This window comes from Tenacibaculum sp. IMCC1, from assembly GCF_054906355.1.
Genome location: NZ_CM142818.1, coordinates 3,003,352 through 3,028,236 on the forward strand (window position 1 = coordinate 3,003,352; position 24,885 = coordinate 3,028,236).

Below are 24,885 nucleotides of genomic sequence, written 5' to 3' on the forward strand. Positions count from 1 at the left end.
TGAAGGGGTCGAGCACGAGCTCCTTTCGAAATGGATAATAATTAAAGAAATGGTACAAGAATTAAGTCAAGACAATTTATCTGAAGTTGTTGCAGGTAATAAAAAAGTTGTAGTTCAGTTTTCAGCTTCATGGTGTGGTAACTGCCGTATTATGAAACCTAAATTTAAAAAGTTGTCTTCTGAGAATGAAGATATGGTTTTTGTAATAGCTGATGCCGAAAAATTTCCAGAGAGTAGAAAACTTGCTGATGTGAGTAACTTGCCTACTTTTGCTACTTATATTGATGGAAAATTAGTAAATCAAACTCAAACCAATAAGTTTGATGTATTGAAGGATTTAGTAAATGAAGTAGCTTAGTTATGAAATTACCAGTAATTAAACATTTAACTTCATTTATTGAAGAAAATGACCAAGATTATGTACTAGAAACTATTGAGACGCTTGAAGCTTTAACAGAGGTTCCATCGTTAAAAGATGAAGAGCTAGACGTTATAGGAGAGTTAATCTCTAATATGTACGGAGCAATTGAAGTTAATAAAATGATTAAAGATGGAACACCTAAAAAAGAAGCGTTAAATAATTTTATGAAACGTGTTTTAGGTTCGATTGATAAATAGTTACTTGTACGTATACAAATAAACAAAAACCTGAACATTTTCTAATGTTCAGGTTTTTGTTTTATACAAACTTTCGGTTGTAGTTTTTGCCTAATTTTACAGAATATTCAATAACACTTTTAATTACTTTTCTATGGTCGTTCTTGCGCCAATTGATATATAATTCTGTGCTTTCGGGTAGTGTAATAAACCGTATGTTCGTATTTAAAGAAAACTGATATGAGTAAGGTAAAATAGATATTCCTAAACCTCTACCAATTAAGTTTAATATCATACTCCCAAAATCAGATTCAATATGAGTTTGAGGTTCAAAACCATAAGTGTTAAAAATATTGCGTAGTAATGAGGAAAAATAAGTAGTATGATGTAAACCAGAAAGGATAAATTTTTCGTCTTTTACGTCTCTTAAATCAACAAAAGAATCTTCTGTTATCCAATGATCTTTTGGAACCACAAGGCAAACGGGTTCAGCATACAATCTTTCAGATAAAATAGAAGCATTTAGAACTTCATTTCTGCTAAAAGCAAAATCTATTTGATAACTAGAAAGTAATTTTTCAAGTGTAATATCAGTAGGCTCCATAAGTTCTACTTTTAAATCTGGTTTCTCTTCTGAAAATATTTTGAGTAATTCAGGTAAATAGTTGTAAGAGATAGAGCCAGGGTAGGCAATACTAACAAGTCCAGAAGAACCTTCATCAATTTTTTTAGCATGTTGATGTGTACGATCGAACTCGTCTAATAGAACATCCCATTTTTTTTTAAGGAATACACCAGCTTCAGTAAGTTTTACATTTCTTTTATCTCGCTCAAATAAAGTAATACCTAATTCTTCTTCTAAAGATTGAATTTGCCTACTTAATGACGATTGAGAGGTGTAAACTTTTTCTGCTGTTTTCCAAAAATGTAATTCTTCTGCTAGAATTAAAAAATATCGAATCTGTTGAATAGTCATTTTAATGCGTTTTTTGCATTAATCAGTCAAAAATAAGTATTTTTTAATAAAGAGAACTGCTGTTGCTTTGCATAAAAAACTTTGTAATCATTTTTAAAGAAGTAACGAAATGGGAATTGAGAATTTTATAGCATTTTTAGTAGCAACTATTCTTTTTGTTTTGACACCAGGAATAGAAACCGTCTTTTTAATTAATAAGTCAATTAGCCAAGGAAGAAGATCTGGTGTATATACTAGTTTTGGTTTAAACACTGGGGCTCTAGTACATACTTTGTTTGGAGCATTAGGTTTGTCGATTATGGTAGCTAAATCAGCAATATTCTTTGCATTGATTAAATATTTAGGAGCAGCTTATTTAATTTATTTAGGTGTAACAAAAGTGATGTCAAAAAAAGGGCTGATTGCTAATACAAACGAAGAACAAAAGAAAAATTCAGCAAAAAGCAGTTTTACATCAGGGTTTGTAACAAATATATTAAATCCGAAAGTTGCATTATTCTTTATAGCGTTCTTTCCGCAGTTTATAAGCCCAACAGAGATAGAAAATCCAGTTCCTTTTATAATAATGGGAGTAATTTATGCGGTAATGACTACCATTTGGTACTTGGTTTTAACATCGTTTGCTGGGATATTTTCAACTAAGATTAAAGAGAATGAAAAAATAGGGGTAAGGTTAAATAAAATTTCAGGTGTAATATTTGTATTGATGGGCTTACAGATAGCGTTTATGTAAAATTATAAACCGATAGCGATTAGTGTTTCGCTATCGGTTAAAAAACTATACGGCTAAATCGTCAGATTTTATTTTTTCTAATTCGTTTTGTTTCTGTTGTAATAAAGCAAAACCAAAAGTTAAAACACCAACTCTTCCTATGAACATTAGAATAATTATGAGGAATTTGCCTAGGTTTGATAAGTCCCCAGTAATTCCAGTACTTAATCCAACGGTGCCAAGAGCAGAAGCAACTTCAAACAATATTTTGTCAAAAGAGAAGCTTTCACTATATGAAAGTAAAAAAGAGAATAAAAAAATTAAACTGGTATATAACATAAAAGTAGAGGTTGCTATGTAAATTCTATCAAAAGGTATAATCCTGTTTAAAAACGTAATCTTTTTTTGTCCTAATAATCTACTTTTTAATATAGAAATCATTGCTGTTAAAGTTGTGATTTTCATTCCTCCAGCTGTTCCAGATGGTGATGCACCTATGTACATTAAAAAAGTAAGTAGTAATAATATTGGTAAAGAAAAACCACCAATAGGTACAGTATTAAAACCAACTGTTGTCATTGCAGACATTGTTTGAAAAAAAGAAGTCATTAACGAATGGTTGGAGTTTAGGTTTAAAGAAGGTTCTGATAGGTACGTAAGTAATGTTCCTGAAAGTAATAAGAATATAAATCCGTAGACAATAATTTTTGTTGTGAAGGATATTTCTTTAGTCTTTCCAGAAAGACGATACCATAAATCGGTAACAACAATAAAACCTAAAGAACCTGCTATAGCTAAAATAGAGATTGTTGTATTTATAAAAACGTTATCGTGGTATTCTTCAAAGCCATTGTTGAATAAACCAAAACCCGCAGTGCAAAAAGATGAAACGCTATGGAAAATAGCAAACCAAATGGCTTTTAAGTTTTGCATACCAGAATTGGTAAAAGCAATATAAAACAGTATAACTCCAATAGTTTCCATAATTAAAGTAAAGACAATAACACTTTTAATAAAATCTTTTATTTTAATACTATTAGGTAACGTAAATTCTGTTCCTAATAATTTACTATGCCAATGCGTTATTTTTTTTGTGATAAATAACAAGTAGTAGGTTGTTAGTGTCATGTAGCCAATTCCACCAATTTGTATGAGCATCATTATAATAAACTGTCCGAAGAAATTATAGGAATCAAAAATACTGATAGTAACTAGCCCTGTAGTTGATATTGCTGATGTTGAGATAAATAGATTGTCTAAAAAAGATACATCTGCTTTATGAAACAGAGGAATTGATAGTAAAATAAAACCGATAAAGGTATATAAGAAGAATCCCCAAACTAAATTCATTTGAGGTGTTTTGCTAATTTGGAATTTTTTATACCAAATAGATAGCTTTTTGTATGTATTATTTTTCATTTTTTTTAAGTAAAATAACGGCTAAGTATTTCGTTACTTTTATAATTGAAGTTTTTTTTAGTATCTGTAGATAGGTAATACTAAGTAACAAATTTAATCAATTAATAGATGAAAAGGAAATGTAAAAGAATCTTACTTCTTATACACTATATAGTAGATTTGTATATAGGTAGTGAGGAAGAATTATTTAAAAATGTGTTAGTTTAGTTATGATTTCTTTATGTTGTGGGAATAGTTGTATTAACTCTTCTCTTTTAGGTAAAACAAAATCGTTGAAGTCAAACCCAGGAGCAACAGTACAACCAGTAAAAGCATATGAGTTTTCTTTACTAACTTCAGCAGCAAACCAGTAACCAGCCGGAACTACAAATTGTGGTTGCTCATCATTTTCTATATTATTTCCAATCAATACAAAAGAATAGTTTCCTTTGGGAGAAATCATATGTAGTTTTAAGGTACTTCCTTTATAAAAATGCCAAATTTCATCTTGATTGATTTTATGAAAGGCAGAAAATTTTTCAGAAGTTAATAAAAAATAAATACAAGTACTGTAATTTCTATCACCTACAAAGTTAGAATTTAAGTGTTTGTTTTTAATAATTCCGTTGCTTCTATAGGTTTCTTTATAAAAACCACCTTCAGGATGTTCCGTTAAGTCAAACTTTTTAATTATTTGTTGAGCTGTCATTTTCTTTTTGTTCGTTAACTTTTTTAATAATGGCTTTTAAACGTTCTTTGGTACGTTGGTTTTTCCAAACGAAGTTTGTTTTCTTTCTGTTTCATTAAGCGTGTATGTTTCGCTTTGTTTACAGTATTTTTAGCTTTTCCTTTTTTAGGCATTATGCTTGCTTTTTAATCTAGAGATAATAATACTGAGCCAAGTAAAACCTAAAATTAGGAATAATATAGCTCTCCAGTCTTCAAATCCATTCAATATAGCTCTTAGAAAACCAAGAAGAGACATAATTATAGGCAGAATTGCTGATTTACTTTGTTTATTATTACTTATCAAAAGTAATCCTAAAAAAGTTAAGAATCCGTTTAATATCAATACAAAAAAACCAAAATCAAACCCAAACTTTTCCTTGCTGTAAAAGCTAATAATATAAGTTATAATAGGAGCCATTAAACAAATGATAGGAACTAACTTGTCTTTTATGTTTAATTTAGTAAACAGTCCGAAAGCATATAAACCTAGTAACGGACCGTAAGTATAACCAGCAAATTGGAATATTTTAGCAATTACACTCTCATCAGCAATAAAATATTTAAAAATTAAGATAGTAGCCACTAAAATAAATGAAAACAGCACATGAATTTTCTTTCGTGCTTTTTCTCTTTCTTGCTCATTATCTTTTTTGTCAATTTCAAGAATATCAATACTAAAAGAAGTAGTTAACGAAGTTAAAGCACTATCAGCACTTGAGTATGCTGCTGCTATTAAACCGAGAAGGAAGAATAGGGAAGTAGCTATACCTAAATCACCACTCATTGCTATGGTAGGAAATAAGTTGTCTTTATGAGCGTTTAGTTCATTTACTGTAGCGTAATCAGTTAACAGGATTCCTAAAGCTAAGAAAAAGAAGTTAACAATAACGAGTACTATAGTAAACCAAAACATGTTTTTTTGAGCATCTTTTAAATTGCGGCAAGTCAAGTTTTTTTGCATCATGTCTTGATCTAAACCTGTCATCACAATTGAAATAAAAGCTCCTGAAAAGAATTGTTTCCAAAAATAGTTACCAGCCTTTACATCGTCAAAAAAGAAAGTTTTAGATAAGCTATTGTCTGTTACATACGAAAACAAATTATCAATTTGCATTTCATCTTTTATCATTACAATACAAACTCCAACAGCAATTAGCATAAACAACGTTTGTAAAGTGTCTGTCCATACAATAGTTTTTATGCCTCCTTTAAAAGTATATAGCCATATAAGTAAAATGGTAATTGTTACTGTTACCCAAAACGGAATTCCATAAGCATCAAACAAAATTAACTGTAACACATTTGCCACTAAAAACAAGCGAAAGGCAGCACCAATAGTTCTTGAAAGTAAGAAAAAAGAAGCCCCAGTTTTGTACGAATATCTACCAAAACGTCCTTCTAAATAGGTGTAAATTGAAGTTAAATTTAATCGGTAATAGAGTGGAAGTAGTACCAATCCAATAACGGCATAACCTAATACGTACCCTAGTACCATTTGCATATAACTCATTTTGTCACCTTCAACCCAACCAGGAACCGAAATAAAAGTAACTCCAGATAATGATGCTCCAATCATACCAAAGGCAACTAAATACCAAGGAGATGAGTTGTTTGCTTTAAAAAATGTTTGATTGTTTGCCGATTTACCTGTGATGTATGAGATAAAAATTAATACACCAAAATAGGCTAAAATAAGGAGTAGTATATGTAACGGTTGCATATAGTTAAATTATGAATTACGAATGTACTAAAATTATCAATCGTAATTCATAATTAGTGTTGTCTAAGAAAGCTCAATAACGACATCTTCTGTTTTTCTACGAACTTTTTTTAAGTCTTTCATGTAGTCATCTTCTGCTCTAAAACCAACAGGTAATACTAAAACTGATTGTAAGTTGTATTTATCTAATTCTAAAATTTCATCATATTTTTCAGGAACAAAACCTTCCATAGGGCAGCTGTCAATTTTTTCATTTGCAGCAACAGTCATTAAGTTTCCTAAAGCAATATATGCTTGGTTTTTCATCCAATGGAATAATACTTCAGGAGATTTATTCTCTATATCGTTAGTTAAAAACTCTTTGAAAGGATTTAAAATTTCATCGGGTGTGTTTCTTATGTCTTTTACTAATTTAAAATAGCTCTCAACATCTTTAGTAGTAAGTTCTTTTGGGGTACACAATACCAATAAATGAGAAGCCTGTGCAACTTGGTGTTGATTCCAAGAATGTGCCACCAATTGTAGTTGTAAATCTTTGTTTTTAACCACAACCATTTTTACAGGTTGTAATCCATAAGAAGTAGCAGTTAAATTAAATGCTTCTTTTAAAATATTAATTTGTTCTTCGGAAAGAAATTTATGCTCGTCAAATTTTTTAACAGCGTAACGCCATTGTAAATTTTCTATACTATTCATGTGGTTTAATTTTTACTCGATAATTGAGAGTTAAAATACTTCAAGGTTTATCTCTAAATTAAAAACGTGCCCTTACATTGTTATCCTGTAAGTTTACCTATAGTAATTTATTTTGACAAAAATAGAAGAATAAAAAGTAGTCTAAAAATACTTCGAATAATTAATATTGATAGTATCATAAAAATATTTTGTACATTGAAAATAAAAAAATGTATGAAAGAAGAGTTCTTGCACTTTATTTGGCAGTATAAACTATTTAGCAAAGCAAATTTAATATCAGTAAAAGGAGAAATCGTTGAAGTATTAAACACAGGGAGTCATAATACGAATTCAGGACCTGATTTTTTGAATACAAAATTGAAGATTGATGGGCAGCTATGGGTTGGAAATGTTGAAATTCATATAAAGTCATCAGATTGGTACGCGCATCATCATGAAAAAGATGTGAATTATGATGCGGTTATTTTACATGTTGTGTGGGAACATGATTCTGATGTGTTTATGAAAAATAATCATCCATTACCAACGGTTGAATTACAAAAAATTGTTCAAGAAGATGTATTGGTAAATTATAGAAAATTGTTTTTAAAAGAACGACGATGGATTCCTTGTGAAAAGCAGATAGGAGAAATCAATTCTTTTTTATTAAATAACTGGTTAGAACGTTTGTATTTTGAACGATTAGAGAATAAATCGGTGGTAATAAAAGAGCTGCTAAAAAAATCAAATAATGATTATGAAGCGGTGTTGTTTCAGTTATTAGCTAAGAATTTCGGATTGAAAGTTAATGGAACAGCTTTCCTAGAACTAGCACAATCGTTTGATTTTTCTGTGTTACGTAAAGTTCGATTTAACGAAGAGCAGCTATCTGCTTTATTGTTTGGACAGGCAGGTTTTTTAGCTGATGAAATAGAAGAGAGTTATTATAAGCAACTTAAAAATGAGTATGTTTATATAAAGCACAAATACAGGCTACAATCATTAATAAAACACCGTTTTCAATTTTTTAGAATGCGCCCCAATAACTTTCCTACGATTAGAATAGCGCAATTAGTGGCTTTATATAATAAATATGAAAGCTTATTTTCAAGCTTAATGGATGTAAATAAAATAGAGGGTTTTTATAATTTATTTACAGTTGAAGTAAATGAGTTTTGGAAAACTCATTATACGTTTGGTTCTGAGTCAAAAAAATCAGTTAAAATACTTACAAAATCATTTATTGACTTGTTGATTATTAATACAATTATTCCTTTAAAGTTTGTTTATGAACAAGCTAGAGGAGAGGTTAATGAAGAAAGTTTGTTAAAATTGATACAACAAATACACCCAGAAAAAAATTCAATTATAAATAAGTTTGATGAGTTAAAAATTAAAGCAAAAAATGCTTTTGAATCTCAGGCTTTATTAGAGTTGAAAAATAATTATTGCCAAAACAAAAAATGTTTAAGCTGTAATGTTGGGAATTTTATTTTAAACAAATAAGTAAATAAAGCATGTTAAATTATTTAATTAATAAATGATATATTTGCGTAAAAAATTTATAATAATGAAAAAAATATTAATTGCTATTGCATTAGTGTCTACTATTTGTATAGGTTGTAAAGACGACAAAAACTCAGAAAACAAAGGAGATACTTCAACAACTGAAAAATCTATTAGTGAAAAAGAAGAAAAGTCTACTTCAGCAATTTGTTTATTAGATAAATTATCTATTAGAGAAAGTGCTTCTGCAAAAGGGAAATGGATAACTTCTATTAGTTTAGGAGAAAAAGTAACCTTAACAGGAGAAGAAACTATAGATTCTGTTTCTAAGAAAGAGTATTACAAAGTAAAGTTGATTGACGGAAAAGAAGGATGGACTAGATCTACCTTTTTAGCTGTTAATGGTAAAGTGGGAGCTATGTTAGAAGAGGCAGTAGTTTACAAAAGGCCAGATTTACTTACTAAAACAGAAAAAAAGTACAGCGTTATGGATATTATTGCTGTGACTGAAACTCAAGGCGATTGGATTAAAGTTAAAGGAAAAAGATCTGAAGGGAAGTATATAGAAGAAGGTTGGGTAAAAACTTCTAATATTACAAATGATCAAGTTGATATAGCAACAGCTAAATTTGCAGGAATAGCAAATACTCAACCAACAATGACAGAAAGAATAAAGGCATTGAAAGATGTTATAAATAATTCAGATCTATCTTCTTCTAAGTTTATCCCAGTTATAGAGAATAAAATAGAAGATTACGAGTCAAAAAATCAGCCTTTAGATACGCAGGAAGCAGAAGCGGCTACTGAGGCGGTAGCAGAAAAAGTAGCTGAATAATTATATAAAAAAGCGAATAAAAAAACGATTTTAGAATATTCTAAAATCGTTTTTTTTATTTTAATTATTTTAAAATTAATTATTAATACAAACTCTTGAATTTAGAAGGGTTTGCTTCGTTCATAATTTCGTATACTTTTTCAAAAATATCTTCTGCAGATGGTTTAGAGAAGTAATCTCCGTCGGTACCATAAGCAGGTCTATGTGCTTTTGCTGTTAATGTTTGTGGTTTACTATCTAAATGTCTATAACCATTTTGATTTTCAACAATTTCTTGTAATAAATAAGCTGAAGCTCCTCCAGGAACATCTTCGTCAACAACTAATAAACGATTTGTTTTAGCCACTGATTTAACTGTATCGTGATTAATATCAAAAGGTAATAAACTTTGAGCATCTATAATTTCTACATCTATACCTACTTGTGCTAAATCTTTAGCAGCTTCTTCAACAATTCGTAGGGTAGAACCATAAGAAACAATGGTGATATCGTTTCCTTCTTTGATAGTTTCAACAACACCAATTGGAGTTTTAAAATCTCCTAAGTTTGTTGGTAATTCTTCTTTTAAACGGTATCCGTTTAAACATTCTACGACTAAGGCAGGATCATCTCCTTCCAATAAAGTGTTATAGAACCCAGCGGCTTTAGTCATGTTACGAGGAACTAATACATGAATTCCTCTTACATTGTTTATTATTCCACCCATTGGTGAACCTGAATGCCAAATTCCTTCTAAACGATGTCCACGGGTACGGATAATTAACGGAGCTTTTTGCTTTCCAAAAGTACGGTAACGCAACGTAGCTAAATCGTCGCTCATAATTTGTAAAGCATACAGTAAATAATCTAAATATTGAATCTCAGCAATTGGGCGCAAACCACGCATTGCCATACCAATACCTTGACCTAAAATAGTCGCTTCACGAATACCTGTATCAGAAACACGTAACTCACCAAACTTTTCTTGTAAACCTTCTAACCCTTGATTAACATCACCTATATACCCAGCATCTTCCCCAAAAATTAACACTTCAGGGTGTTTTGCTAAAATAGCATCAAAGTTATCACGCATAATAATACGTGCATCTACCATATTTTTTTCAGAAGCATAGGTTGGAGCTTCGGCAGAAATTTTTTCAGTAGCTAATTCAGTTTCACTTAATAAATGAGCTGAATATTTTACAGCAGCTTTATCAATTGAAGTTTTAATAAAGTTTTGAAGTGCAGTTTTTTCAGTGAAATCTTCATCTCTTAAGTAACGTAACGTTTTACGTGCTGCTACTAAAATATCTTTTCTTATAGGTTCAGCAATTGCCGCTAAATCGTTTTTGTATTTTGAAATGAAAGAACCGTTGTTACTTTTTTGTGCAATGGTATCTAACAAAGCAATAGCTTCGGCTACTTCTGCTTTTATTTCGTTTGTATATGCGCTCCAAGCATCACGTTTAGCTTTACTAACTTCTTTTTTCGCTTCTTTTTCAATATTGATTAAATCTTCTTCAGAATCAATAAATTTTAAAGTCTCTCCATCTTCATTTTCTAGTTCAAATTCTAAAATCCACTTACGCATTTGAGCAATACAATCAAACTCTTGTTCCCATTGTAAACGTTCTTTCGATTTGTAACGTTCGTGAGAACCTGAAGTAGAGTGTCCTTGAGGTTGTGTTAATTCTTTTACATGAATTAATACAGGTATATGTTGCTCTCTAGCAATTTTAGAAGCTTTGTTGTAAGTGTCAATTAACTGAACATAATCCCAGCCATTCACTACGAAAATTTCATACCCATTACTTTCATTTTCACGCTGGAATCCTTTTAATATTTCTGAAATACTTTCTTTAGTAGTTTGATGACGTGCATGAACTGAAATTCCGTACTCATCATCCCAAACATTCATTATCATTGGAACTTGTAAAACACCAGCAGCATTGATAGTTTCAAAAAACAATCCCTCACTTGTACTAGCATTACCAATAGTACCCCAAGCAACTTCGTTACCGTTGATTGAAAAGTTAGTATGCTTTTCTAAACCTTTAACATTTCTATAGATTTTAGATGCTTGTGCTAATCCTAATAAACGAGGCATTTGTCCTGCAGTAGGAGAGATATCTGATGATGAATTTTTTTGAGCGGTTAAATTTTTCCAGTTACCGTTTTCATCTAAAGAATGTGTTGCAAAATGTCCTCCCATTTGACGACCGGCAGACATAGGCTCAATATCAATATCAGTATGTGCGTATAATCCTGCAAAAAATTGTTGTGGAGTTAATTCTCCAATAGCCATCATAAAGGTTTGGTCACGATAATAACCTGATCTGAAATCTCCATTTTGAAAAGCTTTAGCCATAGCTAACTGTGGTACTTCTTTACCATCTCCAAAAATTCCAAATTTAGCTTTACCTGTTAAAACTTCTCTTCTTCCTAATAAACTACATTCTCGACTAATACGAGCAATTCTATAGTCCTTTAAAACTTCATTTTTAAAATCTTGAAAAGAAAGCTGTTGAGTATTAACTATTTCGGTATTTTGCGTCATAATCATCTAATTTAGGTATGGTTACAAAGATAGGTTTTTTAGTTGATATTTAAAAATTTCTATTTTCGTTGAATATTCTTCAAAAAAACAACTAAAATAAAGTAATTATTGAGATATTTATAATACACCTCTTCTAATAAAATTATAAATTCTATCAATATCTGTTGTAATGATGAATCTAATTTTTGAAGGATAGGCTCTTTTATTGATTTCAAAACCTTCATTGGTGTAAATAGGAAGATAAAATTCAAATATTTCAGGAAGGAAGTTTAATCGAATACCGTTTTCATAAAAAAACTTTGGAGAGGTATTTTTGTTTTTTAACATGGCAACGTCATTATAAATTTCTGCCCACTTCCATACGCTTACACTGGTATTAATAGATGTTATAAGCTGATTAGCAAAGTATGGTTCTTTAAATTTAGATTTAAAACCTCCTTGACCAACGACAAACTGCTGACTAAAGATACCTTCACTTTCTGAGCGACCAAATAAATTTTGCTCAAACAAGTAATCATTTCCGCGATTTAATCCAAAGCTAAAGTAATTTCCTTCTGTTTTGTTTGATAAGAAGAGTCCACCAAAAAATCGGACTTCAAAACTTTCATTAGCAGTAAAGAACTTTCTATAACGAAAATCGGTTGAAATTTTACTGAAATTAGAGTTTATTTCAAGGTTAGCAGCATACTGTATTCTGCGTATAGCATCAAATTTGTTGTTGATATAGCGAAGGTTAAAAATATTATACTTGTCTTGATCACTCTGAGTATTGTTAGGTGCAACTTCTTTATTAATACTAACCATTCGAGCTATTAAGAATTTTGAACCTATATCGCGGAGTGTATTTCTTCTAAATTGAAAATTAATAAATGGACTTAAAGTATTATACCCTAATTCAGGTGCGTAATGAAAGTTACTTCCTGAAACTCCATATCGTATTTTATAAATCTTAGAGTCTCTTAAAAAATGATTATATGCTACAGAAAAAGATCCTGTAAAGTTTCTACTTTTTAGACTATAGTTTGGGGTTAAACTAAATTGAAAGTTGTGATTAACTAGTGATCTATTATTTATATTTACTCCAAGTATTAAACCATCATACAAATTATACTTAATATCAGGATAATAAAATAACTGATTATAATAGGGGTTTTCAAAATCTTTAAAAAAACGAAATTGGAGAGGCTTGCTTATAAAGCTATTATTTACATTTCTAAAATTGTTAAGAGAGTTAAATTCAGGATAGTTGTTTTCATAGTTTAAAGCTAGTTTATTGAAGTCGCCTCTTTTAATTTTAACTGTTTTGGTAGAGTCTATATTAGTAATCCAAGTTTTAAATTTTATATCTTTATTTTGGATGCCATATAGTGCAACAGGAGCTTTAAACGTTCTTTTATTTTTAATTGTAACAATTAGAGAGTCTTTATTTTTGGTATAAGCTACCTTTTTTATTTTGTAATCAATTTTTTTATCGGTAGTAAGATAATCTCCAAAGAACCATTGCAAATCTTTTGAAGTGTTTTTTTGAAGTATATGAGCAAAGTATTTACTACTTGAGGGCTTTAATTGATTTTGAATATAAAATTCTTTTACTGATTTTTTTAAAATACTATCGCCTACAAAATCGTGTAAATACTTAATACCTAAACCTGCTTTGTATTTACTAACAACTTTTCTGTTAAAATTAGAAAGAGAATCACTAGAGGTTATTAAAGATTGATCGTAAAATTTTCGAGAGCTAAACTGATATACTAGAGGATATTTGTCATTCTGCTTTAATTGAGCAATGTTATATGTTTTTATTGGCCAATACTTAGAGTATTTTCCTAGAAAAGTAATTTCAGGATAGTATTTTTTTACATACTCCATCATTAAAAAAGTTTGCAAGCCATCAGTAAGCCAATAATCTTTTCTTGGGTTTTGAATAATAATATCGTCGAAATATTTCTGAGTAAGAGCTTTAAAGAACCCAGTTTCCCATCTAAAGTTTTTAGGAAAAGGTTTCAACCAGCTTGGAAGCCCATAAATTTCATGTAATGAATTTTTATTAATAGTTCGAGAATCTACAAAAATTTCAGGATGAGGGTGTTTACCTATAAAGTCTTCTATAAATTGTATTTGTTTATTTATAATTTTGGTAGTCTCTTCATTCGTGATTTTTTTAAGGTAGGCATCAGTTTTAATTTCTTTATCCTTTAGCTTAAAAGATTTAAAAGTTTTAACAGTGTCAATATGGAGTATAATATCCTTTTTTTGGGCGCCAACTAAATAATAGTTTGTATAGCTATTGTGTTCAGTTTTATATTGATACAAATTACTTTCAATATGATAATTCTTAGGAATATCTATAGAAATAGAGTAATTAGAGAGCTCCTCGTATAGATCGTCTAAATTTAAGTTACTCATCAGTTGCCATTTTTTATCATATACGGCAGGAGTTAGATACCAAAAACGTAAATGGTATCCAGTTTTTGTTTTTCCATATCCTGTATATTTTGCATTTGGAATTTTCACAGAATATGAGGTACGTATTATTAAGCTGTCTTTTGGTTTTAAAGGTTTGTTGAGTAGTACTTTAATAATATCTTGTTGATTTTTATTCTCTTTGAATGAAACTTGTTTAAAGTTAACAGTTAAGTTTTTTATTTTACTGTAGCCTCTATCTTTTTCTTTTGAAAAGTAAAAGTTTTTTTTGTAATCTTCAATAAACCGTTTTGCTAAGGGAGTATCATCGTTTTTATAACCATTTGCCCAGTTATGTAAAAAAATATAATCTAGATTAGAAGAAGAGTGATTGTAAAAAGTTGTTTTTTGTAGAATATGAATAACATCGTTGCCTATATCTAATTTAGCTTTTATTTCAACAGAGTTTTCTTGTGCTACTATTTTAAAGCAATACAAGATGGAAGTACATACTAAAAGGAGTATTTTCTGTTTCAATATTATATAATGCGAGTTTAAAAGTTTTACAGAAAACATTTAAGTTTCATAAACTTTGTGAAAATAAAAAAGCTCGTTGTATTTACAACGAGCTTTAAAGATAAAAATTTTTAGAAATTTGGTTTTAGCTGATATTTAGCATAAAACTTATTAAAGTGTTCAACTGCTTCGTCAGCAGTGTCAACAACTCTAAATAAATTCAAATCTTTTTCACTAATATTTCCTTCCTCTAATAATGTGTTTTTAATCCAGTCAAGTAAGCCTCCCCAAAACTTTTTACCCATAAGTACAATAGGGAAACGTCCAATTTTGTTAGTTTGTATTAGTGTTATGGCTTCAAAAAGTTCATCCATAGTACCAAATCCACCAGGCATAACAACAAAACCTTGTGAGTATTTAACAAACATAACTTTACGAACAAAAAAGTAATCAAAGTTTAAGTTTTTGTCATGGTCAATCCATGGGTTGTCATGTTGTTCAAAAGGAAGTTCAATATTTAAACCAACAGAAGTACCTTTTCCTCGGTGTGCTCCTTTATTTCCAGCTTCCATAATACCAGGCCCTCCTCCTGTAATAACACCAAATCCGCTTTGAGTTAGTTTAAAAGCAACTTCTTCAGCTAATTTATAATAAGGATCATCGGTTTTTGTACGGGCAGAACCAAAAATAGATACACATGGACCAATTTTACTTAATTTTTCATATCCATCAACAAACTCAGACATAATTTTAAATATAGCCCAAGAATCGTTGGTTTTTATTTCATTCCAAGTTTTTTGTTGTAGTTTTTCTCTAATTTTTCTGTCATCATTCGGACTCATAATTCTTCTACTTTTATATTAAATAACAAATTAAATAGCTAAAATTTAATTTTTAGCAAGCTTGCTAATTTAGTGGTTTTTTATGGATAGATACAAGATAAAAATAAAAAACTACCTTGAAATCAAGGTAGTTTAATGTTGTAGGTAAGTTTAATAGCACCGAGTTCCATCTGGGTCAATAACTTGACATGTATTTCCTCTTACTACACAACATCCATATGGAGGGCAGATAGGATTAGAATAACATTCAATAGGTACACCTCCATTGATACTCCTTTGTTCAACTTTAGTTAAAGTCTTACCTAAATTTAAGATTGATTTTTTCATGATTAAAAAATTTTAAGTTTAATACCAAATACATCCAAATCTGTCACATCTACCAGCATCACAGAAAGTATGTCCTCCTGGACCAGTTTGACAACATTTTCTACCGTCTTGATAACAACCTCGTGCTACTCCACCATTAATTTGTTTTTGATTGGCTTTGTTTAAAGCTTTACCTAATTTTAAGATTGATTTTTTCATGATTAAAAAATTTAAATATTTAATAATCCTTGAATTATTTAAAGACACTCAAGGTTTTGTGTCTATTCTTCGCGAGAGAATTATATTTAACTAGCTGTAATTTAGTAAAAAAAATCACTGAGTTTTTCTTAAGGATACCTATTACAGCTAAGTTTTTTAGTTTGAAACTTTATTTAAAATTACTCATTGATTATTATTGCACTTCACAATAATAGTCAACAAGTACACAAGGTTTATGCTCTTCAGGAAGAGCTTTATATTCAAGACAACTACCACAGTTACTTTCAACATCGCTATAACAATAAGGACCAGAGTAAGTACTACAATCAGAAAGCCCTCCTCCATTAATTTGTTTTTGATTGGCTTTGTTTAAAGGTTTACCCAAGTTTAAGATTTATTTTTTCATGATTAAAAAGTTTAAATATTTAATAATCCTTGAATTATTTAAAGACACTCAAGGTTTTGTGTCTATTCTTCGCGAGTAAATATTATTAACAATGAGTTGTTCTATTAGGGTAAATTTATAATCTAAATTTATCCTAGGTTTAAACCTACTTTATTCTTAATTGGTTTAAACCTAGGAATGATTCAATTAAAATAATAGTAAATGAACTCTCTTATTGAGGAACATCTTCTCCTAAACAAGCATGTGTTTCATACGATCCTAAGCAACATCCGTTAGGTAAAGAGAAACCACCACAAGCAAAGCACTCTGCTGGTGTATAAATTACACAACCAGTACCTCCGTTAACTTGTTTTTGATCAGCTTTAGTTAAAGCTTTTCCTAGATTTAAAATTGATTTTTTCATAATAGAAAAATTTCGAGGGTTAATAAATTCCTTGAACATTTATAGACACTCAAGGTTTATGTCTGTTTTTTATTATTTGATAATATTTTTTAATTGATAAAAGAAACGTTCTATTAAACGTAAATCTTCAGTTACTATATCCGCAGCACCTTTCATTTCTTGTCTAAAAGGAATAGTTTTATTGTATGTTGTTATTAATTCTTGTGGTAACTCTACATTAATTAAGTAATTACCTTCCTCATCAGGAGTTAAAGAAATTGATTTAACTCTTCCATTTAATTCACCAAATTCATCAGATGGATAATTCAAAAGTTTAATCTGAACTTTTTGACCTTTCTTTATTTTACCAGAATTAGCAGCAGGTGCTTCAATTTTACCGATAAATGAATTCCCTTTATTAGGAATAATAGTAAATATTAAATCTCCTGAATTAACTGTTTGGTTTCTATTCCAAAAAGATAAAAAGGATACTTTTCCATTTATTGAAGAAGTTAGAGCATATTGTTTTTCCCAGTCTTTAATAGCCTTTTTTAAATATAAAAAAGATTGAATAGCTTTCTTTTTTAAACGAGTATCTTGTTGTGTTTTTTTTATAGAAGTACCTTCTAAGTTTTTAGCAGAGTTATTGATTAATTCTCTTATTTGAGAAATTGATGATTCAAGGGTTTTATATGAGCGTTTTGCTTGTAAGTATTCAATTTCTTTTTGATCTTTTTCTTTAGCAGATATAACCCCTTGGTTAAACATTTTTCTACTACGATCAAGATCTTTCTGTTTAAATTCTAGTTCTTTAAGATTTAAATCTTTTTGAGAAAGTAAAATTTGTAGTCTGCCTCTAGCTTCTATAACAGACATTTGGTTAGCGAAATTTTCCGATTTAAACGGAGTTAGTTTTTCGTTTAAGGTATATTCAGAATAGTCATTTTCAAATTGAGAGTAGCTAGAGGTTATATCTCCTAAAATTAGTGGAGGAACTTTATCAATAGGGAAAAAGAACTTTTGTTGATTTACTTCGATAGTATCGACAATACTCTTCAGTAGTAAAACATCTTTGTACAAAGCACTGTTTTCAATTACAGCTAAAACATCACCTTCAGACACACTTTTCCCTTCGCTTGTTAAAAAGGTTTCGAATTGACCGGTAGACTTTGCATAAATTTTTTCAGGAGGAGTAGAGGTAGTAACCATTACTTCGGTGGAAATAACGTCAGGGTATTTTACAAACCATGAAATGAATAATAACATTATTATGAGTCCAAGAAGCAAGGTGTTACCCCAACGAATCATCCAGTTAGGTACGTGAGTTAAAATTTCTTGAACTTCTTCACTTCTAATTTCTATATCTTGAGTATTGTTTGGCATCTTTTAGTTTGTAATAAAGGGAGAGTTAGTCCCTCCCTTTATGTTTTGTGGATAATTATGGTTTTAAAAAGCGAAGCACATAGGAGGGTAAGGGGAATTAAACCCATAGTCAGGTTGAGCAGGGCACATACTTACCCCGTCGCAAGGGGCGTGACCGACAAGTAAAGGTTCGTTATTATTGTTAGGGTCTGGAACTAAACAGTCTCCCATCGTTGTACCACCAAAACCACCATTAATATTTTTTTGTTTAGCTTTATTTAAAGCTTTTCCTAAGTTTAAGATTGATTTTTTCATAATTATTTATTTATAAGGTTAAGCAGGGCAACATTGTCCATTTTTTATAATACCTCTATTAGCGCCTCCCATTCCATTTGGTACAGCACAAGCATCTCCTTCTTCACAATTTAAAGCACAAAAAAAGTAGCTTGAGCAAGGAAAATCAATTACTTTTCCTCCATTGATTTGTTGCTGTTTAACTTTATTTAAAATTTTACCTAAGTTTAAAATTGATTTTTTCATAATTAAGGTTATTAAATATTAGCAAGGAACATAACAAGGGCAAGAACTAAAAGCAGAACAGCCATATCTATCAATTTGGTCTTGTTGTTCTTCACGAGATACACTACAAAACTTTTTACAAGTATATATGTACCCTCCATTGATTTGTTGTTGTTCTACTTTGTTTAGGGTTTTTCCCAAGTTTAAAATTGATTTTTTCATGATTAAAAAATTTAAGTATTTAATTAATCCTTGAACATTTAAAGACACTCAAGGTTTGTGTCTATTCTTCGCGAGAGATTTTTATGGTGTTAATTTTAGAACTTTCTATCTAGGAAAACATTCGTAACTTACTAAAACTCTACCTTTACATTCTTGCGGGAGACTGTTGTAATCTTGACAAGAACCACAATGAATAGCATCATCCAAAGGATCAGGAGGACCAAAATAACAACTTGTCGAGGGGCAAGGTTCATTACTTCCGTTAATTTGTTTTAGTTGTATTTTGTTTAGGGCTTTACCTAAATTTAAGATTGATTTTTTCATAATTATTTTTTAGATTAAACACCAGAGCAATAAACCCCAACTCTAACTCTGTTTTTACAGATACTAGGGAGGTTAGTGTAGTCGCTACAATTACCACAATATACTGCACCACCATATAGTTGTGTGTCGATATTTCCGTAGTAACAATTAATTGAGGGACAAGGTTGATTACTACTACCATTAATTAATTGTTGCTCAGATTTGTTTAAAGGTGTTCCTAAGTTTAAGATTGATTTTTTCATTTTAAAATAATTTAAATTTGACAAAAATCCTTTAGAGATTTAAAGATATTTAAGGCATGTATCTGTTCTTCGCGAAAGATTTCTTGTTCTATTATTGTTTTAATGCTGTGTTTAAGCTTTTAAACTAATTTTAGAAAGATTAATATAGTTAAAGTTAAAGTCCTCCTGCGCAAGGGTTAAAATGGGGTTCGCGACACCAATAGCATTGATTAACACAGGAATACCATATGCCATCATTACTTTCACAGTCCTTTGAGTTATTATATGGAAGAATTTTGCCTCCACTTACTTGTTTTTGCTCAGTTTTATTTAAAATTGTACCTAAGTTTAATACTAGCTTTTTCATAATTATCTTTTATAAAGGGCAACATTTTCTATATCCACTTTGTAACCAGCAAGATTCAAAATCCCATAGACATTGGTTACACCTACTACTAGTCCAACCTAAATCTTCACATGTGGCTTGCATGTATCCACCACTAATTTGTTTTTGTTCAACTCTGTTTAAAGTTTTACCTAAGTTTAAGATTGATTTTTTCATGATTAGGCTATTTTTATTTCTTCATTAACTGTACAATGTCTTCCATAAACATCTTCACCATAACCACTACAGTCTTCACTAGAACCAGTTACACAAGCACCACAGCCCCATGCATTACAACACTGGTAACCTCCATGTGCTGAGATTCGACCTCCTTTAATTAATTTTTGATCAACTTTGTTTAAAGCTTTTCCTAGGTTTAAAATTGATTTTTTCATTTTAAAATAATTTAAGTTTGATAAAATCCTTGAACAGTTTAAAGACACTCAAGGTTTATGTCTATTCTTCGCGAGTGAATATTTTATTTACCTAAATCTAGTTGGTTTTTGACTAAATGGTAATAACTTCCTTTTAATTTGATTAATTCTTCATGATTTCCTTTTTCAATAATTTTTCCTTTTTCAAGGACAACTATTTGATGCGCGTTTTTTACAGTACTTAGTCGGTGTGCTATTACAACAGCTGTTTTGTCAGCAAAGAATTCATTAAGCTTACCCATAATAATTTTTTCATTATTTGCATCAAGTGCACTAGTAGCTTCATCAAAGAACAAGAATTTTGGATTTTTATATACCGACCTAGCAATAAGTAATCGTTGTTTTTGACCAGTACTTAAGCCACTACCTTCACTACCAATTTTGGTATTATATCCTAGCGGTAATCCCTCAATATAATCGTTGATATTTGCTACGTCTATTGCGTGAGCTAGCTTTTCTTTGTCAACATAATCTTCGCCCACAGCAATGTTTTTAGCTATAGAATCATTAAAGATATATCCTTCTTGCATAACAACACCGCAGTTTCTTCTCCATTCTTTTTGAGAAATGTTTTTTAAGTTAAAGTTGTTTATCATAATATCTCCTTGATCAACTTGATAAAAACCAAGAAGTAATTTCATTAATGTGGTTTTTCCACTTCCACTAACCCCTACAATTGCGGTTGTTTTATTTGCAGGGATTTCAAGAGATAAATCTTTCAAAACAGGCTCTAAACCACCAGTGTACCTGAATGAAATATTATTTAGTCTTATAGATGCGTTATCTGGAATGATGGTTACTTTTTCATCACTAGGTTTTTCTTCATCTTCCATGTTGTGTATTTCACCTAATCTATCTAAGGAGATTTGTGCATCTTGTATATCTCTCATAAAGTTTATTAGTTGTGTAATTGGTCCGTTTAGTTGTCCGACGATGTAGCTAATAGCCATCATCATACCTAAGGTAATTTGTCCATCTATTACTAGTTTAGCAGAAAGTATAGTAATGAACATATTTTTAAGTTCATTGATAAAGTTAGAACCTACACTTTGTGTTTGTTCAAGAGCAAGGCTTTTAGTAGCTACTTTAAATAAACGAGCTTGTACATATTCCCAATTCCATCGCATGCGTCTTTCAGCATTGTGAAGCTTTATCTCTTGCATTCCATTAATAAGTTCAATTACTTTACTTTGTTCTTGACTTACTTGAGAAAAACGTTTATAATCAAGCTCTTTTCTCTTTTTGAAGAAGAATAATACCCAACCAAAATATAAAACACTTCCTAACACAAAAACACCAAAAATTTGCATGCTATAATACCCTAAAACTAAACTAAAAATTATGAGATTGAAAAAAGAGAATAAAACAGTTAAAGAAGAAGTGGTTAAAATTCGTTCAATACGCTTATGATCGTTGATTCTTTGTAATAAATCTCCTGTCATTCTTACATCGAAGTAAGAGATAGGTAATTTCATTAATTTGATAAAAAAATCTGAAATTAAAGATATGTTGATTCGAGTACTAAGATGAAGTAAAATCCAACTTCTAATAATTTCTAAAGAAGCTTTTCCTATGAATAAAAATAATTGAGCAAATAAGATTAAGTATACAAAGTTTAAATCTTGGTTTTTAATACCAACATCAACAACACTTTGAGTTAAAAAAGGTAAGATTAATTGTAATAAACTACCAGCTAGGAGCCCAATTATTAATTGAACTATAAACTTTTTGTATTTATATAAGTATTTGAAAATAAATGAAAAACCAAATTTTTCATCTTCTTCAAACTCTTCTTGATAGAATTTGGGAGTTGGTTCTATTAATAAGGCAATACCTTCTTCTGTATTTTCATCGGCATTATTACCAATCCAATGTTGGATAAACTCCTCTTTAGTAAAAGAGATGAGCCCATGAGCTGGGTCAGAAATATAAACAACATCTTTTTTTATTTTGTAAAGAACCACATAATGATTTTTATTCCAATGAATAATACAAGGAAATGGGGCTTCTTTAAGTTTGTTAAAGGCTAATTTTATACCTAAAGACTTAAAGCCTATAGACTCGACAGCTTCACTAAGACCTAATAAGCTACTGCCTTCACGTGTTGTTTCGCTTAGGTTTCTTAATTGTTGAGTATTGATAGTTTTACCATAGTGTTTGGCTATGATTTTAATACAAGTAGGTCCGCAATCTTTTGCTTCTGTCTGTTTATAGTTTGGGAATTTTTTCAAGTTCAGTTTAGATATGAAATAAGTTAGAGAGTTAGCCCTCTAACTTATTTGAAGTTATTAATTATTACATAATCTTCTATAGGCTTCTCCTTCCATACATATTCCAATATAAGGAGGGTTTTTACAACATCCCATTTTTTGGGGACACTCGGCATGACTATAGCAGGCAATAATAACAGAACCGTTAATTGATTTTAGTTCTTTCTTGTTTAGAATTTTACCTAAGTTTAAAATTGATTTCTTCATAAGAAATATTTTTAGTAGATACAACAAGTGTCGAATTCGTCAATACAAAACCTGTGAGGGTTTCTACAGTCTTTATTAGGGTCGCTTCCCCCATTACCAGAACCGTTATCTATACATAAATGACCATCGCAATAACTACCTATAGGACAGTTGCCATTTGCGTCACAGAAAATGGCATTACCACCATTAATTGTTTTTTGTTCTGTTTTATTTAAAGTCTTACCTAAGTTTAAAATTAGCTTCTTCATGATTAAACTTTTTTATTATAAAATAAAGCTACAATAAAACTCTGCACAGTGTCTTCCATGGTCTTCACAGATACCATCCCTGTTTTTATCACATTGTTTTCTGCCTCCGTTAATTTGAGATTGTTCCGCTTTTTTTAAAGCTTTACCTAAATTTAGAATTTGTTTTTTCATAATTAAAATATTAAGGTTACTTTTGCGGCGAACATTTAAAGACACTCACCAATGTGTCTATTCTTCGCGAGAGAATTTTGTTCAAAATGCAAAGCCCTTTTTGGGCTTTGTCTTTTTATACTGTTTTTAATGAAACATCAGAAGCTTCTATATTTTCTTCTAAATCTTCAATAAATAAAATTAAATCAGTTCTGTTATATTCCTTAGGAAATGATTTACCGTTTACTAAAATTTCAGGAGTAAAGTTGATGCCATTTTGATTACACCAATTCTTTTCTTTTTCTAGCTCCAATGTATAAGTTTCTTTATTAGAACATTCACCCCATTTTTTTAACCAAGCAGCTGGTTTCTGCCCTTCATAAATAGCATCCATGGCTTGAAGACATTCTTTTTCTCCTTGTGTATTATATATTTCTATGAGTCTACTGGTAATTTTAACGACATCACTATCTTTTTTTTCTACATTTACATTAAAGCGTACTTTAATTTTTACATTGTTATGGTATCTTTTAATAATTTCATCAACATGAGCGTGAACAGGTTTACAGTGTCCACAGAAAGGATTGGTGATTATTGTAATTTCAAGGCTGGAGTTAGGGTTTCCAAAAACAATTTCTTTACTATCAGTTAATTGAGTGTCAAGTTGAGGTGATTTTTGTAATAAACTATCAAACAATGCATAGTTTCTCTTAAATTTAACACTTGCTATCTTTTCTTTTTTGAGTTCTTGAACTTCAGTAAATAAAGGTTTAATATAATTCCAAGCTAACCACGTAAAAGAAGCAACGATACCCAAGGTGACAAAATCTTTAATTATAAAGGTGTTAATGTAATTATTTGTCAATACTGGAGCCAGTCCTTGTAGCCAAAGAACTCCAACTATACTTAAGCATAAAAGACACCACTTTTTTACTACTGCATATTGATAATATAGCGAGTATAGAGTAATAGGTATAGCAAGTAAACTAATAGTATATGAAATTACAGGATTAGAAATTTGAGTAAAAGTTAAAAGAGATAACCCAATAAAATAAAGCATGCTAAAGTCACTTAATTTATATCCTTTTAAAATTTCCGCTCCTTTTGAGGTTAATACAGCGTCACAATCTTTTTTATCATCAGCTCCTGAACAAAAAGCATCACCAATAGCGGTTTTCAATCCAAGTTCTTGTTTTACAATTGCGGTACTGATAATTAATCCTGTTACTGATAGTAAGAAATAAAAAGTATTGTACCATGAAGTTGAACTATAAAAAACAAAAAATAACGTAAAAATACTAAGAAGAGAAAAACCGATAGTTTTAACTAATTTGGAGTTATTTTTAGTTGTTTGATAACCTTCAGTTTCTTCAACAGCAACAATAATTCCTGTAAATTTACTTAGAAACTCATTTTCAGATAACTTCGTTTTTTTGTTTTCAGAATCATAAATTATATAATCTGATTTTTTTCTTTCTACTACAATTAAATCTTGACCATGTTCACTGTTTATTTGAGCAATAAAACAGTCGGGGAGTTGCAAAAGTGTTTCTGAATTAACAGGAACGTCAGCTGCCACATTTTCAATGTTAAAATGGTCTAATACTCCAGTAATTGCATGTAAACTAGGGTAAGAAGGGTGACTTTGAATTTGAAAAGCCAATTCTTCCTTATCAAAAGAAATACTATTTTTCTTAAGTAAATTTTGAACTAAATTGATTAATGTGTCTTTCAAAAGTAAAAAGGTTTTAAGGATAGTTATTTTCTGTTTCCCCAAAGCTATAC

31 protein-coding genes are annotated in these 24,885 nt (G+C 30.2%); 5 read left to right on the forward strand and 26 right to left on the reverse strand.

Features of this window, described 5'->3' with window-relative positions:
* The first annotated feature begins 49 nt into the window (after positions 1–49).
* Positions 50–358 carry a thioredoxin family protein gene (locus ACXIHB_RS13985; RefSeq protein ID WP_047790074.1) on the forward strand — a complete coding sequence of 103 codons (309 nt, stop codon included), beginning with the start codon at positions 50–52 and terminating at the stop codon, positions 356–358.
* 2 nt (positions 359–360) lie between these two features.
* Entirely contained in the window at positions 361–618 is a 258-nt protein-coding gene (locus tag ACXIHB_RS13990) for a DUF6952 family protein (protein ID WP_047790075.1), read from the forward strand.
* A 61-nt stretch (positions 619–679) separates the two neighbouring features.
* On the opposite strand, the gene ACXIHB_RS13995 is transcribed toward ACXIHB_RS13990, so the two are convergent.
* Entirely contained in the window at positions 680–1,573 is an 894-nt protein-coding gene (locus ACXIHB_RS13995; RefSeq protein ID WP_047790076.1) for a LysR family transcriptional regulator, read from the reverse strand.
* A gap of 109 nt (positions 1,574–1,682) precedes the next feature.
* Between ACXIHB_RS13995 and ACXIHB_RS14000 the strand changes: the two genes are divergently transcribed.
* Positions 1,683–2,306, forward strand: a complete 624-nt coding sequence (locus ACXIHB_RS14000; RefSeq protein WP_159613818.1) for a LysE family translocator — start codon at positions 1,683–1,685, stop codon at positions 2,304–2,306.
* 45 nt (positions 2,307–2,351) lie between these two features.
* On the opposite strand, the gene ACXIHB_RS14005 is transcribed toward ACXIHB_RS14000, so the two are convergent.
* The 5 genes from ACXIHB_RS14005 to ACXIHB_RS14025 all read right to left on the reverse strand — a co-directional run bounded on the left by ACXIHB_RS14005 (position 2,352) and on the right by ACXIHB_RS14025 (position 6,828).
* Positions 2,352–3,704, reverse strand: a complete 1,353-nt coding sequence (locus tag ACXIHB_RS14005) for a TrkH family potassium uptake protein (protein ID WP_073184557.1) — start codon at positions 3,702–3,704, stop codon at positions 2,352–2,354.
* Between the two features lie 187 nt (positions 3,705–3,891).
* Complete coding sequence (locus tag ACXIHB_RS14010) at positions 3,892–4,392, reverse strand: cupin domain-containing protein (protein WP_047790079.1); 501 nt, start codon at positions 4,390–4,392, stop codon at positions 3,892–3,894.
* A gap of 23 nt (positions 4,393–4,415) precedes the next feature.
* The gene (locus ACXIHB_RS14015) at positions 4,416–4,544 is read right to left on the reverse strand and encodes a hypothetical protein (RefSeq protein WP_462099347.1); all 129 of its coding nucleotides are present in this window, start codon (positions 4,542–4,544) and stop codon (positions 4,416–4,418) included.
* Entirely contained in the window at positions 4,537–6,132 is a 1,596-nt protein-coding gene (locus ACXIHB_RS14020) for a sodium:solute symporter (RefSeq protein ID WP_462098490.1), read from the reverse strand. The genes ACXIHB_RS14015 and ACXIHB_RS14020 overlap by 8 nt, the downstream gene beginning before the upstream one ends.
* A gap of 63 nt (positions 6,133–6,195) precedes the next feature.
* Complete coding sequence (locus ACXIHB_RS14025) at positions 6,196–6,828, reverse strand: NAD(P)H-dependent oxidoreductase (protein WP_159493722.1); 633 nt, start codon at positions 6,826–6,828, stop codon at positions 6,196–6,198.
* Positions 6,829–7,041: 213 nt separating this feature from the next.
* Here ACXIHB_RS14025 and ACXIHB_RS14030 point away from each other — a divergent pair, with 213 nt between their 5' ends.
* Positions 7,042–8,313 (forward strand): DUF2851 family protein, encoded by a 1,272-nt coding sequence (locus tag ACXIHB_RS14030; RefSeq protein WP_462098491.1) that lies wholly within the window; start codon positions 7,042–7,044, stop codon positions 8,311–8,313.
* Between the two features lie 64 nt (positions 8,314–8,377).
* Positions 8,378–9,148, forward strand: coding sequence for an SH3 domain-containing protein (locus tag ACXIHB_RS14035; RefSeq protein WP_047790082.1), 771 nt, complete (start codon positions 8,378–8,380; stop codon positions 9,146–9,148).
* Between the two features lie 82 nt (positions 9,149–9,230).
* On the opposite strand, the gene ACXIHB_RS14040 is transcribed toward ACXIHB_RS14035, so the two are convergent.
* The 20 genes from ACXIHB_RS14040 to ACXIHB_RS14135 all read right to left on the reverse strand — a co-directional run bounded on the left by ACXIHB_RS14040 (position 9,231) and on the right by ACXIHB_RS14135 (position 24,835).
* Positions 9,231–11,684 (reverse strand): alpha-ketoacid dehydrogenase subunit alpha/beta, encoded by a 2,454-nt coding sequence (locus ACXIHB_RS14040; RefSeq protein ID WP_462098492.1) that lies wholly within the window; start codon positions 11,682–11,684, stop codon positions 9,231–9,233.
* 117 nt (positions 11,685–11,801) lie between these two features.
* The gene (locus ACXIHB_RS14045) at positions 11,802–14,624 is read right to left on the reverse strand and encodes a gluzincin family metallopeptidase (RefSeq protein ID WP_462098493.1); all 2,823 of its coding nucleotides are present in this window, start codon (positions 14,622–14,624) and stop codon (positions 11,802–11,804) included.
* A 110-nt stretch (positions 14,625–14,734) separates the two neighbouring features.
* The gene (locus ACXIHB_RS14050) at positions 14,735–15,445 is read right to left on the reverse strand and encodes an LOG family protein (RefSeq protein ID WP_047790084.1); all 711 of its coding nucleotides are present in this window, start codon (positions 15,443–15,445) and stop codon (positions 14,735–14,737) included.
* 150 nt (positions 15,446–15,595) lie between these two features.
* Complete coding sequence (locus ACXIHB_RS14055) at positions 15,596–15,772, reverse strand: hypothetical protein (protein ID WP_462098494.1); 177 nt, start codon at positions 15,770–15,772, stop codon at positions 15,596–15,598.
* A gap of 18 nt (positions 15,773–15,790) precedes the next feature.
* On the reverse strand, positions 15,791–15,970 hold the full coding sequence (locus ACXIHB_RS14060) for a hypothetical protein (protein WP_462098495.1): 180 nt from the start codon (positions 15,968–15,970) through the stop codon (positions 15,791–15,793).
* A gap of 193 nt (positions 15,971–16,163) precedes the next feature.
* Positions 16,164–16,355, reverse strand: a complete 192-nt coding sequence (locus tag ACXIHB_RS14065) for a hypothetical protein (protein ID WP_462098496.1) — start codon at positions 16,353–16,355, stop codon at positions 16,164–16,166.
* Positions 16,356–16,587: 232 nt separating this feature from the next.
* The gene (locus tag ACXIHB_RS14070) at positions 16,588–16,779 is read right to left on the reverse strand and encodes a hypothetical protein (protein ID WP_047790086.1); all 192 of its coding nucleotides are present in this window, start codon (positions 16,777–16,779) and stop codon (positions 16,588–16,590) included.
* A gap of 72 nt (positions 16,780–16,851) precedes the next feature.
* A complete protein-coding gene (locus tag ACXIHB_RS14075) occupies positions 16,852–18,141 on the reverse strand; it encodes an HlyD family secretion protein (protein ID WP_462098497.1) in 1,290 nt (429 codons plus the stop codon).
* Positions 18,142–18,204: 63 nt separating this feature from the next.
* A complete protein-coding gene (locus ACXIHB_RS14080; protein WP_349265108.1) occupies positions 18,205–18,435 on the reverse strand; it encodes a hypothetical protein in 231 nt (76 codons plus the stop codon).
* Between the two features lie 18 nt (positions 18,436–18,453).
* Positions 18,454–18,660, reverse strand: coding sequence for a hypothetical protein (locus tag ACXIHB_RS14085; RefSeq protein WP_349265109.1), 207 nt, complete (start codon positions 18,658–18,660; stop codon positions 18,454–18,456).
* An 18-nt stretch (positions 18,661–18,678) separates the two neighbouring features.
* Positions 18,679–18,861: a hypothetical protein gene (locus ACXIHB_RS14090; protein ID WP_394421396.1), complete on the reverse strand. Its 183-nt coding sequence runs from the start codon at positions 18,859–18,861 to the stop codon at positions 18,679–18,681.
* A 105-nt stretch (positions 18,862–18,966) separates the two neighbouring features.
* The gene (locus ACXIHB_RS14095; protein WP_349265111.1) at positions 18,967–19,185 is read right to left on the reverse strand and encodes a hypothetical protein; all 219 of its coding nucleotides are present in this window, start codon (positions 19,183–19,185) and stop codon (positions 18,967–18,969) included.
* Positions 19,186–19,199: 14 nt separating this feature from the next.
* Complete coding sequence (locus ACXIHB_RS14100; protein ID WP_349265112.1) at positions 19,200–19,427, reverse strand: hypothetical protein; 228 nt, start codon at positions 19,425–19,427, stop codon at positions 19,200–19,202.
* A 355-nt stretch (positions 19,428–19,782) separates the two neighbouring features.
* Positions 19,783–19,968 (reverse strand): hypothetical protein, encoded by a 186-nt coding sequence (locus tag ACXIHB_RS14105; RefSeq protein ID WP_239180074.1) that lies wholly within the window; start codon positions 19,966–19,968, stop codon positions 19,783–19,785.
* Between the two features lie 2 nt (positions 19,969–19,970).
* Entirely contained in the window at positions 19,971–20,186 is a 216-nt protein-coding gene (locus tag ACXIHB_RS14110; protein ID WP_159613842.1) for a hypothetical protein, read from the reverse strand.
* An 83-nt stretch (positions 20,187–20,269) separates the two neighbouring features.
* The gene (locus ACXIHB_RS14115) at positions 20,270–22,456 is read right to left on the reverse strand and encodes a peptidase domain-containing ABC transporter (protein WP_159613843.1); all 2,187 of its coding nucleotides are present in this window, start codon (positions 22,454–22,456) and stop codon (positions 20,270–20,272) included.
* A gap of 57 nt (positions 22,457–22,513) precedes the next feature.
* Complete coding sequence (locus ACXIHB_RS14120) at positions 22,514–22,702, reverse strand: hypothetical protein (RefSeq protein ID WP_156167083.1); 189 nt, start codon at positions 22,700–22,702, stop codon at positions 22,514–22,516.
* Positions 22,703–22,713: 11 nt separating this feature from the next.
* Positions 22,714–22,950, reverse strand: coding sequence for a hypothetical protein (locus ACXIHB_RS14125; RefSeq protein ID WP_047790091.1), 237 nt, complete (start codon positions 22,948–22,950; stop codon positions 22,714–22,716).
* A 15-nt stretch (positions 22,951–22,965) separates the two neighbouring features.
* Positions 22,966–23,121 (reverse strand): hypothetical protein, encoded by a 156-nt coding sequence (locus ACXIHB_RS14130; protein ID WP_239180076.1) that lies wholly within the window; start codon positions 23,119–23,121, stop codon positions 22,966–22,968.
* Between the two features lie 115 nt (positions 23,122–23,236).
* Complete coding sequence (locus tag ACXIHB_RS14135) at positions 23,237–24,835, reverse strand: vitamin K epoxide reductase family protein (protein ID WP_462098498.1); 1,599 nt, start codon at positions 24,833–24,835, stop codon at positions 23,237–23,239.
* Between the last annotated feature and the right edge of the window lie 50 nt (positions 24,836–24,885).

Bases quoted from the DNA above. Each gene is read 5' to 3' on its own strand.
- ACXIHB_RS13985 (WP_047790074.1), top strand. From the start codon at position 50: ATGGTACAAGAATTAAGTCAAGACAATTTATCTGAAGTTGTTGCAGGT.
- ACXIHB_RS13990 (WP_047790075.1), top strand. From the start codon at position 361: ATGAAATTACCAGTAATTAAACATTTAACTTCATTTATTGAAGAAAAT.
- ACXIHB_RS13995 (WP_047790076.1), bottom strand. From the start codon at position 1,573: ATGACTATTCAACAGATTCGATATTTTTTAATTCTAGCAGAAGAATTA.
- ACXIHB_RS14000 (WP_159613818.1), top strand. From the start codon at position 1,683: ATGGGAATTGAGAATTTTATAGCATTTTTAGTAGCAACTATTCTTTTT.
- ACXIHB_RS14005 (WP_073184557.1), bottom strand. From the start codon at position 3,704: ATGAAAAATAATACATACAAAAAGCTATCTATTTGGTATAAAAAATTC.
- ACXIHB_RS14010 (WP_047790079.1), bottom strand. From the start codon at position 4,392: ATGACAGCTCAACAAATAATTAAAAAGTTTGACTTAACGGAACATCCT.
- ACXIHB_RS14015 (WP_462099347.1), bottom strand. From the start codon at position 4,544: ATGCCTAAAAAAGGAAAAGCTAAAAATACTGTAAACAAAGCGAAACAT.
- ACXIHB_RS14020 (WP_462098490.1), bottom strand. From the start codon at position 6,132: ATGCAACCGTTACATATACTACTCCTTATTTTAGCCTATTTTGGTGTA.
- ACXIHB_RS14025 (WP_159493722.1), bottom strand. From the start codon at position 6,828: ATGAATAGTATAGAAAATTTACAATGGCGTTACGCTGTTAAAAAATTT.
- ACXIHB_RS14030 (WP_462098491.1), top strand. From the start codon at position 7,042: ATGAAAGAAGAGTTCTTGCACTTTATTTGGCAGTATAAACTATTTAGC.
- ACXIHB_RS14035 (WP_047790082.1), top strand. From the start codon at position 8,378: ATGAAAAAAATATTAATTGCTATTGCATTAGTGTCTACTATTTGTATA.
- ACXIHB_RS14040 (WP_462098492.1), bottom strand. From the start codon at position 11,684: ATGACGCAAAATACCGAAATAGTTAATACTCAACAGCTTTCTTTTCAA.
- ACXIHB_RS14050 (WP_047790084.1), bottom strand. From the start codon at position 15,445: ATGAGTCCGAATGATGACAGAAAAATTAGAGAAAAACTACAACAAAAA.
- ACXIHB_RS14055 (WP_462098494.1), bottom strand. From the start codon at position 15,772: ATGAAAAAATCAATCTTAAATTTAGGTAAGACTTTAACTAAAGTTGAA.
- ACXIHB_RS14060 (WP_462098495.1), bottom strand. From the start codon at position 15,970: ATGAAAAAATCAATCTTAAAATTAGGTAAAGCTTTAAACAAAGCCAAT.
- ACXIHB_RS14070 (WP_047790086.1), bottom strand. From the start codon at position 16,779: ATGAAAAAATCAATTTTAAATCTAGGAAAAGCTTTAACTAAAGCTGAT.
- ACXIHB_RS14075 (WP_462098497.1), bottom strand. From the start codon at position 18,141: ATGCCAAACAATACTCAAGATATAGAAATTAGAAGTGAAGAAGTTCAA.
- ACXIHB_RS14080 (WP_349265108.1), bottom strand. From the start codon at position 18,435: ATGAAAAAATCAATCTTAAACTTAGGAAAAGCTTTAAATAAAGCTAAA.
- ACXIHB_RS14085 (WP_349265109.1), bottom strand. From the start codon at position 18,660: ATGAAAAAATCAATTTTAAACTTAGGTAAAATTTTAAATAAAGTTAAA.
- ACXIHB_RS14090 (WP_394421396.1), bottom strand. From the start codon at position 18,861: ATGAAAAAATCAATTTTAAACTTGGGAAAAACCCTAAACAAAGTAGAA.
- ACXIHB_RS14095 (WP_349265111.1), bottom strand. From the start codon at position 19,185: ATGAAAAAATCAATCTTAAATTTAGGTAAAGCCCTAAACAAAATACAA.
- ACXIHB_RS14100 (WP_349265112.1), bottom strand. From the start codon at position 19,427: ATGAAAAAATCAATCTTAAACTTAGGAACACCTTTAAACAAATCTGAG.
- ACXIHB_RS14105 (WP_239180074.1), bottom strand. From the start codon at position 19,968: ATGAAAAAATCAATCTTAAACTTAGGTAAAACTTTAAACAGAGTTGAA.
- ACXIHB_RS14110 (WP_159613842.1), bottom strand. From the start codon at position 20,186: ATGAAAAAATCAATTTTAAACCTAGGAAAAGCTTTAAACAAAGTTGAT.
- ACXIHB_RS14120 (WP_156167083.1), bottom strand. From the start codon at position 22,702: ATGAAGAAATCAATTTTAAACTTAGGTAAAATTCTAAACAAGAAAGAA.
- ACXIHB_RS14125 (WP_047790091.1), bottom strand. From the start codon at position 22,950: ATGAAGAAGCTAATTTTAAACTTAGGTAAGACTTTAAATAAAACAGAA.
- ACXIHB_RS14130 (WP_239180076.1), bottom strand. From the start codon at position 23,121: ATGAAAAAACAAATTCTAAATTTAGGTAAAGCTTTAAAAAAAGCGGAA.